Here is an 8,782-nt window from a genome sequence, read left to right as displayed (position 1 = left end):
TCTACAAAAAACTGGCGTGCCTGGAGAACAAGTGCCGGGCGTGTCCGTGCGCTTAATGGGGATCAGTGACCAGGCGATTGCCACTTACCTGGTTACCATCTATTTTTCCGTAGCCTGCCTAGTGCCAGACGCACTGGGCGTTCTGGAGAACGTAGATATTACGACATACCATAATTATGACTGAACAACAAGGTTTAAATCTTTCCCCATCGCCTCAGAACAGTCAACCCCTTGAAAGTTCTTTCGGAGGGGATCTATCCGATCCCCAAATGTTAGATCAAATATTGAATCAGCTCTTTGCCCAGCTACCCGAACCGCTAACCTCACCAGAGGCAATGGCTGGCATGATGCCAAAGATGTTGACTGGACAGGGTTTAAGTCAACCGGTAGCGGCTGCTCAATCCCAATCCAGCAGCCAGAGTCCCAAGCAACCGGAGGCTCAACCCCAGCAGACCACTAGTGGGCAAAGTCCAGAGCAATTGCTGTCTGATGCCCAACAGCAGCTGTCCAGCCTACAGGGTCTAGGCCAAATAATAGACCCAATCATGTCTGAGGCTCAACAACTTATGTCTGGTCTGGAGAGCCTAGACCTATTGGGAGCTGAAGCTCAACAGCAGCTGTCGAGGGGGTCAACCCCAGACCAGATGGCTGGAACTAGTCAGCCATCTTCTGATCTCCAGGGAAAAACACCCACATCTGCCCCATCAACGCCAGTGCCTCAGGGGGGTACCTCTGGCTCTGCCTTAATGCCTGAGATCTCCTCAGCACAAACCCCCAACTTGTCTGCGACTCAAACCAGTGAGGCAGCAACCAAAAGCACAACTGCACCCAGCACCGCTGCTACCGAAGCCAATCGGCCAGGGCGTCAAGTACCCAGTCAATCTCCAAGCAGTGGCAATGGCATGACAGGAATGGGGGATCTCAGCCTCAGCGAGTTCCTACCCGACTCAGCCGAATTACAGCATCTGTTTGAGCAAGGCATGGCAGGCATTTTCTCAACCGAACCTGCTCTTCCAGTTTCTCCTCAATCTGGCTCAGACCAGATGGGAGCAGCAGGATCTACCAGTACAGCATTGCAGAACCCTGAACAGCTAGGATCGGAGGTTGAACCAAAAGCTAAAACGGTGCTAAACCCTGAACAAGCTGGTGCAGTGGGCCAACAATCCTCTCCTGATATCCAGGGGAAAACACCGGCTTCTTCCCAACCTGCATCTTTATTTGAGGAAAGTTCCTCCGATTATTACTTTTTGCAGAATCTGTCTCCAACCATAACCTCTGCTGCCTCTACGCTACCTGCTGGTGACCCATCCGGTAGCAACATGGTGGCCCCGGAACAACTCGGAGGGGCAATAGAAACCCAGAGCCGTGAGCTACAAGGTCAAGGGGAAGGGGAAATCCGAAACCTCAAACAACTTGGGGCACGGAGCACCAGCGAGGCTCTACCCCAGGTTGAGATGCTACCCGGTGCCGAGTTCCTGAGCATTTTAGAGGAAGGGGCTGGTTACATTGCTCTGAGTGAAACAGATCTGCATCAGTCTCTAACCGAACCTCCAGCAGCGGTGCCTCTACCCCCTGGAAGCACACCTAAGTTTTACTTTTTGCCAGACTCAAAACCGGCGGAGTCAAGCTCATCCAAGCTTTCCACTGATCAGCAAACCTCGCAACTGCCCCAGGATAGCTTTGATGTGGAAGCGGTACGGCGAGACTTCCCAATTCTGCACCAGCAGGTTCATGGCAAGCCACTGATCTGGATGGATAATGCTGCTACCAGTCAAAAACCCCAGAGCGTGATCGATACTCTATCCCAGTTCTACGAGCAGGATAATTCCAATGTCCACCGAGGGGCTCATACCCTAGCGGCGCGCTCTACCAATGCCTACGAAGACGCTCGGGAGAAAATTCAACGGTTTCTGGGTGCAAGTTTAGCCAAGGAAATAGTCTTTGTACGGGGTACGACCGAAGGGATTAATTTGGTGGCGCAAACCTATGGTCGCAAGCATGTTAAAGCTGGGGATGAGATTGTGCTCACTACTTTAGAGCACCACTCTAACATTGTACCCTGGCAGATGCTAGCCCAAGAGAAAGGAGCCGTGTTAAAGGTTGCTCCTATTAGTGATCAAGGGGAAATCTTACTGGAGGAATATCAAAAACTGCTCAGCGATCGCACCCGTATCGTTGCCCTGAGTCATGTTTCCAATGTGTTGGGAACGGTGCTGCCCATCAAAACCATGGCAGCTATGGCTCATCGCCATGGTGCTACGGTGGTGGTCGATGGGGCTCAATCGGTTCCCCATTTCCGAACCAATGTTCAAGACCTGGGGGCTGACTTTTATGTTTTCTCCGGTCACAAGCTCTTTGGCCCCACTGGCATTGGTGCTCTCTATGGTAAGGCAGCTTTACTCAAAGAGATGCCCCCCTGGCAAGGCGGTGGCAACATGATTGAGTCTGTTTCCTTTGAAAAAACCACCTTTAACGACATTCCAGCTAAATTTGAAGCAGGTACCGGCAACCTGGCAGCAGCCGTAGGTTTAGGGGCAGCCATTGACTATATCAATCAAATTGGTTTTGAAGCGGCGGCTAAACATGAAGAAGCATTGATGGCTTATGCTACAGCAGCAATGGCAGCCATTCCAGGATTGCGCCAGATTGGCACAGCAGCGGGTAAGGTCAGTACGCTGTCCTTTACTCTTAAGAATATTTCTTCAGAGGATATGGGGAAATTCTTGGATAGTGAAGGCATTGCCGTACGTGCTGGACATCATTGCGCCCAACCCACCCTGAAACGGTTTGGGTTGACTAGCACTGTGCGCCCCTCCTTAGCGTTTTATAACACCTTTGCAGAAGTAGATAAGCTGATTGCAGCAATTAAAAAGGCCAAACACCAGCTATCCTAAAACTCAATATAAATATCATAATCACGGTAAACGCATCTTGTCAATAAACTGTATTTTTCAATAAACCAGGCTTTATTGCGTTTGTTTACAAGGAATTTTATACATAAAATAGTGTTTATTTAATTTTAAAAACACTATATATAGGAATCCTAGGAATTAGATGCGTTTACTGTTAGAAGCTAATCGTTTAAGAGAACCGATTCTATGGTTTACACATCGGAGCAGCCACAACAGAGTGTAAGTGTTCGTGCAGCCAAGAAACTAGCCTGCACCATGAAATCCCCGCTGCAAATGCGGGCCATTTCACCACGCTGGTTGCTCCAGCTATTGCCTTGGGTTGAAGTGTCAGGGGGGACTTACCGTGTCAACCGACGGGATGTCAGGATTTTAGAGGGTTTTGCCGCAAACGATGACGGAGAAAAGAACATTGACATGTTAAGTTGTCACGAAGGGGAACCCACCCTCACCCAAACCTTTGTTGACTACGATGATAACCCGCCGGAATATCCCTTAAGGGTGGCTCAAACGATTGTGCGGGTGCATACCCGGGTCAGTGACCTATACAGCAATGCCAGAGATCAGTTGCAAGAGCAGTTGCGCTTGACTATTGAAGCGCTAAGGGAGCGCAAGGAATGGGAAATTGTCAATAACGATGGCAATGGTGATCCAGACCGAGCCTTTGGGTTACTCCACAAGGCGGATCCTTCCATGCGACTCTCAACACGCACAGGTCCCCCTACCCCGGATGATTTGGATGAACTCCTAGCTAAGGTGTGGAAACAACCTGCTTTTTTCTTGGCCCACCCTAAGGCGATCGCCGCCTTTGGTCGGGAATGCACTCGTCGTGGGGTTCCCCCAGCCACAGTGAACCTGTTTGGATCGCCCTTTATCACCTGGCGTGGAGTTCCCATTATTGCCAGTAATAAACTTGCTGTGGACGCCAAAGGCAAATCCAATATTCTGCTGATGCGCGTGGGTGAAGCGCAGCAAGGAGTGGTAGGGCTGCGTAAAACCGGCTTGATTGGCGAACATGAAGAGATTCCAGGTGTGTCCGTGCGGTTGATGGGCATTGACCAGAAGGCGATCGCCTCCTACCTCGTCACTCTTTACTTTTCCACCGCCGTACTGGTTCCCGATGCTTTGGGGGTACTAGAAAATGTAGATATTGGCCGCTATTATGATGAAGATCCAAATATTGACATCTCCCCCGGTTAAAACACGGAGGATTCTATGAGGATGTTACGCAGCAGCGGTTTTCCCGTACTGCTATCGGCTTTCGCCGACGCTTCGCGAACACTTCTCATTCGATATGATTTTTTAAGAGAATTAAAAACGTCATACCGATGCGGGAGTGTCAAAGCTCCCCTACCCACCTTGGTTAGGTCTAGACCTAACTGTTTGGCTACTTTCCTAGCAATGTTTCCCGCACCATTACAGTCTGCATTGACTAGGTATCCTTGCTTTGTCCTATACAGTCCACGCCTTACTCTTTTTCCCGAAGGTTGCCATCCACTGGGTTTTTCACCGTGTCTTGGTAATGGGTCTTCGTCTAAGTATGACGCCTTGCTTGTATAAGACTCTTCTGTTACTGTCAGTTTAATACCATACTCTGGGCATAATTGTTTCAATCTTTCTATTAGTCTCTTTGTCGGGATTACGACAAATTTTTGATTCCCTTTTCGACCTATATTTATTGAATCTTTTTGTCGTTCGTTCCAACCAATCACAATGTTGCCAATTCGGTCATTGAGGCAGCGATTAACAATAAAGCGAGCCGTTTTATTGACTGTATCCCGGATCTGGTTGTTTCGCTTCAGTTGAACTCTATCTAAGTTAGCATCCCAATAAAAATCAGACTTTCCGGTTTTATATTTTGCAACTAGACGAGCATAACCCTGGTTCATTGACTTTAGTTTTCGCCCATCAATAATCAGACTTTTCCCATGAGTCGATAAACCTGTTAGCCAGTTATCTCCACCATGATCGAAGCTCCACGCTTGAGAGTAGTCAAGACTGGGGTTAAGGTCTATGGGCTGTTTCCCGTCATCTATGACCCAGTCGATCCATAATTGGCCTAAGCATGGTCGGACAGTGACCTCCTTAACCCAATCTGAATCAATAAAATCTGGAGGGGACAAAGTTATATCACAAAGCAGTTCAGGTTTACTCTCTTTACTGATTGAGGGATAGAAGAACCCATTCCTGTAAGTCAAAGCTTGCTTAGGAAAAGTAACAGCAGCCAATCCGCCTTTTTTTCTATATCTAAGAAGTTTTGGCCTATCAACTTCTCCTTTATAGTAAAGTCCAACTAATTTGTTATAACTTGTTATTGATTCAGCCACAGACTTAAGGGTTTGTTGAGCAGACTGAGCTGCCATCGCTCTATAGTGAGGGTTCTCTTTTAGTTCTTTACAAAGTTCTGCGTATTTTACCCTGCACTTATAGGTCTTCCACCCAGATCTCAACACATCCCCTCTCCAGAAAGTAGTATAAGCTTCTGGTTGTTGCTCCAACCAAGAGTAATGTTTTTGCTTCGCATAATAAGTTGCACAATTCCCTAGGCTATTAGCATTCTCGCATTGGAACAACCAAAAGGCTTTTTCCTCCTCTGAAAAACTAGCTTTGACTGGAATTGTCTTGTACACTTGTCATCACCTCCTTGTTTTTTTAATATACTCTTAGTAAAGACGTTGGTTCTGAATATGTCAACAATAAATGAGCGGAAAACCAGAAAAAGAATGCGGGGAGTACCCGTACATCATGATGAATTGAAGAAGCCCCATACCGTTTGGCTAACTGGGACTACTTGGAAGTGGCTTCAATTATCAGCTAGAGAATCAAATACCAGTGTGGGAGAACTTGTAGAAAAAATTATTAGATCTGAAATAAAGAAAGACTAAAGAGACACGACTGGGTCAACCCAGTCTCTCTGTTTCACCCTCGGTCTAAAGACACAAGGCTCTCACATTTCAAGAAGTTTTGGTAGGAAAAGACCCTCGGCATCTTCTGTGTCTTCCTAACAGACTGTTCTCACTTTTGATGGTCAGGATGATTATATCGATTTGGGAAATCAGCCTGAATTTAAAATTGCCAAAGATATCACCCTAGAAGCTTGGATTTATTGTGAAGCCTAAGTTAGAGAGGCTGGTATTATTTCCAAGGTTTTTGATACAGGTGCTGCTAAGAGTGGATACGCTCTCTTACTCAATGGGAAAATCGGGATATTTTTTGCTGTGAAAACCTCATCTCAAAAAATTCTGTAAAGGATTTTGGAATATCGGCTAAGGTCACTTTTCCCTGTACCATTGTTGTCCAACCATAGACGGATGCAGCTATTTCAGATGAACTTAACTGTCCGGATATCTTCATCTATCGATGAATACTGAGACTTTTTCCCTTTGGCTTTGAACTCTATAATAATCACCGAATTTCGACTTTATTCGATATATATTTATCTTAACAGGCTTGTATAAAAGTGTTAAGCAAAAGTCGAGATTTTATTCACGGCGACTAAAGTCGCTACGAGCTTTCATCCCTGGTTTGAAAACACGGGGCTTTCAGCTTTAGGAGTTCCGTAAGCATTCAGCGGTCAGCTTAATGCTCGCGTTTTCTCTTTAGCCAATATTCAGGGTAATTGGCATACTTTCCGGAGCAGGAATAACCCTACCAATCAAGGAGCTTTGCTTGTGACCAAATGTTTTCAACTTCTTGATACATTCATCAAGGTTTTCAGCTGGAATAGCAGCCAGGAGTCCACCAGAGGTTTGAGGGTCAAATAACAACTGGTATTTGGCTAAATCACTAGCCTGGGTAGCATTATTGATGTAGATGGCTAGTCGTAAATTTTGAGGGTGTAGGGAACTGGTAATTCCTGCTTGCACCGTTTCTATGGCTCCTGGCAAAATCGGTATGGTATCTAAGTCTAATTCAACGCCCACTTGGGAGGCTTTTACCATCTCGAACAGGTGTCCGAACAGCCCAAATCCAGTAATGTCAGTGCAGGCTGTTGCGCCGGATTCAAGAAGGACTTGGGCAGCGGTTTGATTGGAGAGCAACATGGATTCAAGGGCCTGCTCAATCCAGCGACCTTTAGCTTGGTAGCGCATATCAGCTGCAAACAGTGTTCCTGTACCAATAGCTTTGGTTAGAATCAACACTTGCCCCGGTTTCATCCCGCTTTTGCGCAAAAGTTGGTTGGGATGAACTAGCCCGTTGCAGGACAGACCAAAGGCTAATTCCGCGCCTTCAGTGGTATGACCACCAATTAAGGGACTCTGACAGTCTTGGAGGATTTTATTGGCTCCCGACATCAATTGATAGAGAGTTTCCTCGATCTTTTCGTCTGTCCCGTAGGGAATGGTGACGATGGCTAAGGCACTTTGAGGGGTTGCTCCCATGGCAAAAATGTCACTCAAACAGTGATTGCTGGCAACTTGACCGAAGATATAGGGGTCATCGATCAAGCTACGAAAATAATCGACTGTCTGTACCAGCAGTTGACCGGCTGGAACTTGCAAAACAGCTGCGTCATCTGGGTCCCCCAATCCAATCATAATATCGGCTCCTCCCATGATCGGCAGCCGTTTGATCACCTTTTCTAGGATTGTACTACCGACCTTTGAACCACAGCCTGCACAGTGCATTTTGGGTTTGCTAATCGGTGATGGCAACAGGGAACTGGAGAGATTGTCTTCTTGTCTTTGGGACTCTTGATCTCCCCTACTGCTTGGTTGTTCCGCTTCCATTGACGGTAAATCGTCAAACTTATCCATGAATTTGCGGTCAATTTGGTCTTTCCATAGCCACAGCAGCGGTGAGCGCCACTCCAAAAATGACCAAGAAGCGATCGCTTGTTTGTCCCCGGTGCCAATTAAACTTAAATATCGGGCCTGGGGATGATAAGGGAGCAGTTTTTGCCCTAAGACAATCCGTCGCAGGTTTTCAAATAATGGCTTTCCCTGACGAACAGCAAATACCCCAGCTTTGGGCCGCTGGTAGTTTTGCATGGTGGCAATATCTCCAGTAGCAAAGACATGGGGATGGGAAATCGACTGTAAGGTATCGGCAACGAGAACGAACCCTCGCTCATCGGTAGCCAGTCCTGAGGCTTTAATCCAACTGGGAGCCGAAGCTTGAGTCACCCAAAAGACATGGTGGCATGCGATTTTTAAGCCAGAGTCGCAGATAACCCATTTTTGTAAATTTGTACTGGGAGCATCTTGCTCGTTTTCCGTATTTCCAGGGAGCAAGATGCTCTCACTACTAATGTTTGTGTAACTTGGGCATGCTCCCAGTGGATGGTCATCGCCATTAGCAGCTATTTCACTGACCCTTTCCCCTAAATGAAGCCTAATGCCTCGCTGCAAGAAAATTTTTTCTAAGTGACGGCTGACCGACCTATTGTGCTGAGGTAACAGTTGTGTGCCTCGATGGAATAAATGAACTTGTAACTTCTCCGTCGGTTGACCAGCATCGGTTAATATTCCATGCAATTTTGCTTGCATGTTGAGGGCGAGTTCTACTCCACCAGCTCCACCCCCAACAATACCCAAGGTGAAAGGGTCCATGGGATTTTGTTCCACCTGGGCAGCGATTTGCTCCCAGGCTGCTAAAAACAGGGGAACCGGTTTAGCAGGAATCGAATACTTAGCTGCACCAGGTGTTCCAACCGTTGCTGGCGTACTGCCAATATCAATGGATAAATAATCAAAGGCAACAGGGGGATGATTGGCACAAATGACTTTCTTTTCAGTTAACTCCAGACCAATCCCTTGGTCTAAATATAACTGGGCTTTGGAAAACACCGCCAGACGACGCAAGTCGATGTGAGCTTCATCGTAGCTGTAAAAACCGGCAACATGACCTGGTAGCATTCCCGAATAGGGAGT

Annotated in this window: 5 protein-coding genes and 2 pseudogenes; 4 read left to right on the top strand and 3 right to left on the bottom strand. The window is 47.0% G+C overall.

The window, feature by feature from the left end; all coding sequences use genetic code 11:
• The 3 genes and pseudogenes from F6K20_RS13305 to F6K20_RS13295 form a co-directional block, all read left to right on the top strand.
• Window positions 1–184 (top strand): annotated as a pseudogene (locus F6K20_RS13305) (hypothetical protein); the annotation flags it as partial.
• A complete protein-coding gene (locus F6K20_RS40635) occupies window positions 177–2,894 on the top strand; it encodes a SufS family cysteine desulfurase (RefSeq protein ID WP_008180792.1) in 2,718 nt (905 codons plus the stop codon). The pseudogene F6K20_RS13305 and the gene F6K20_RS40635, both read left to right, overlap by 8 nt.
• 204 nt (window positions 2,895–3,098) lie before the next feature.
• Entirely contained in the window at window positions 3,099–4,109 is a 1,011-nt protein-coding gene (locus F6K20_RS13295) for a family 2B encapsulin nanocompartment shell protein (protein ID WP_008180789.1), read from the top strand.
• Here the strand turns inward: F6K20_RS13295 and F6K20_RS13290 are convergent.
• Window positions 4,106–5,539 carry an RNA-guided endonuclease InsQ/TnpB family protein gene (locus tag F6K20_RS13290; protein ID WP_287294957.1) on the bottom strand — a complete coding sequence of 478 codons (1,434 nt, stop codon included), beginning with the start codon at window positions 5,537–5,539 and terminating at the stop codon, window positions 4,106–4,108. The genes F6K20_RS13295 and F6K20_RS13290 overlap by 4 nt on opposite strands.
• Window positions 5,540–5,596: 57 nt before the next feature.
• Here F6K20_RS13290 and F6K20_RS13285 point away from each other — a divergent pair, with 57 nt between their 5' ends.
• Window positions 5,597–5,794 carry a hypothetical protein gene (locus F6K20_RS13285; protein WP_008180784.1) on the top strand — a complete coding sequence of 66 codons (198 nt, stop codon included), beginning with the start codon at window positions 5,597–5,599 and terminating at the stop codon, window positions 5,792–5,794.
• Window positions 5,795–6,144: 350 nt separating this feature from the next.
• Here F6K20_RS13285 and F6K20_RS13280 read toward each other — a convergent pair.
• Window positions 6,145–6,318 (bottom strand): annotated as a pseudogene (locus F6K20_RS13280) (RNA-guided endonuclease TnpB family protein); the annotation flags it as partial.
• 190 nt (window positions 6,319–6,508) lie between these two features.
• A partial coding sequence (selD, locus tag F6K20_RS13275; protein ID WP_287294955.1) for a selenide, water dikinase SelD occupies window positions 6,509–8,782 on the bottom strand: 2,274 nt, incomplete at its 5' end.

Origin of the sequence: Moorena sp. SIO2C4 (assembly GCF_010672485.1) — a bacterium.
Classification (GTDB): domain Bacteria; phylum Cyanobacteriota; class Cyanobacteriia; order Cyanobacteriales; family Coleofasciculaceae; genus Moorena; species Moorena producens.
The sequence above is the reverse complement of the archived record's forward strand: the minus strand, read 5'-3'. Positions and strand labels throughout refer to the sequence as shown.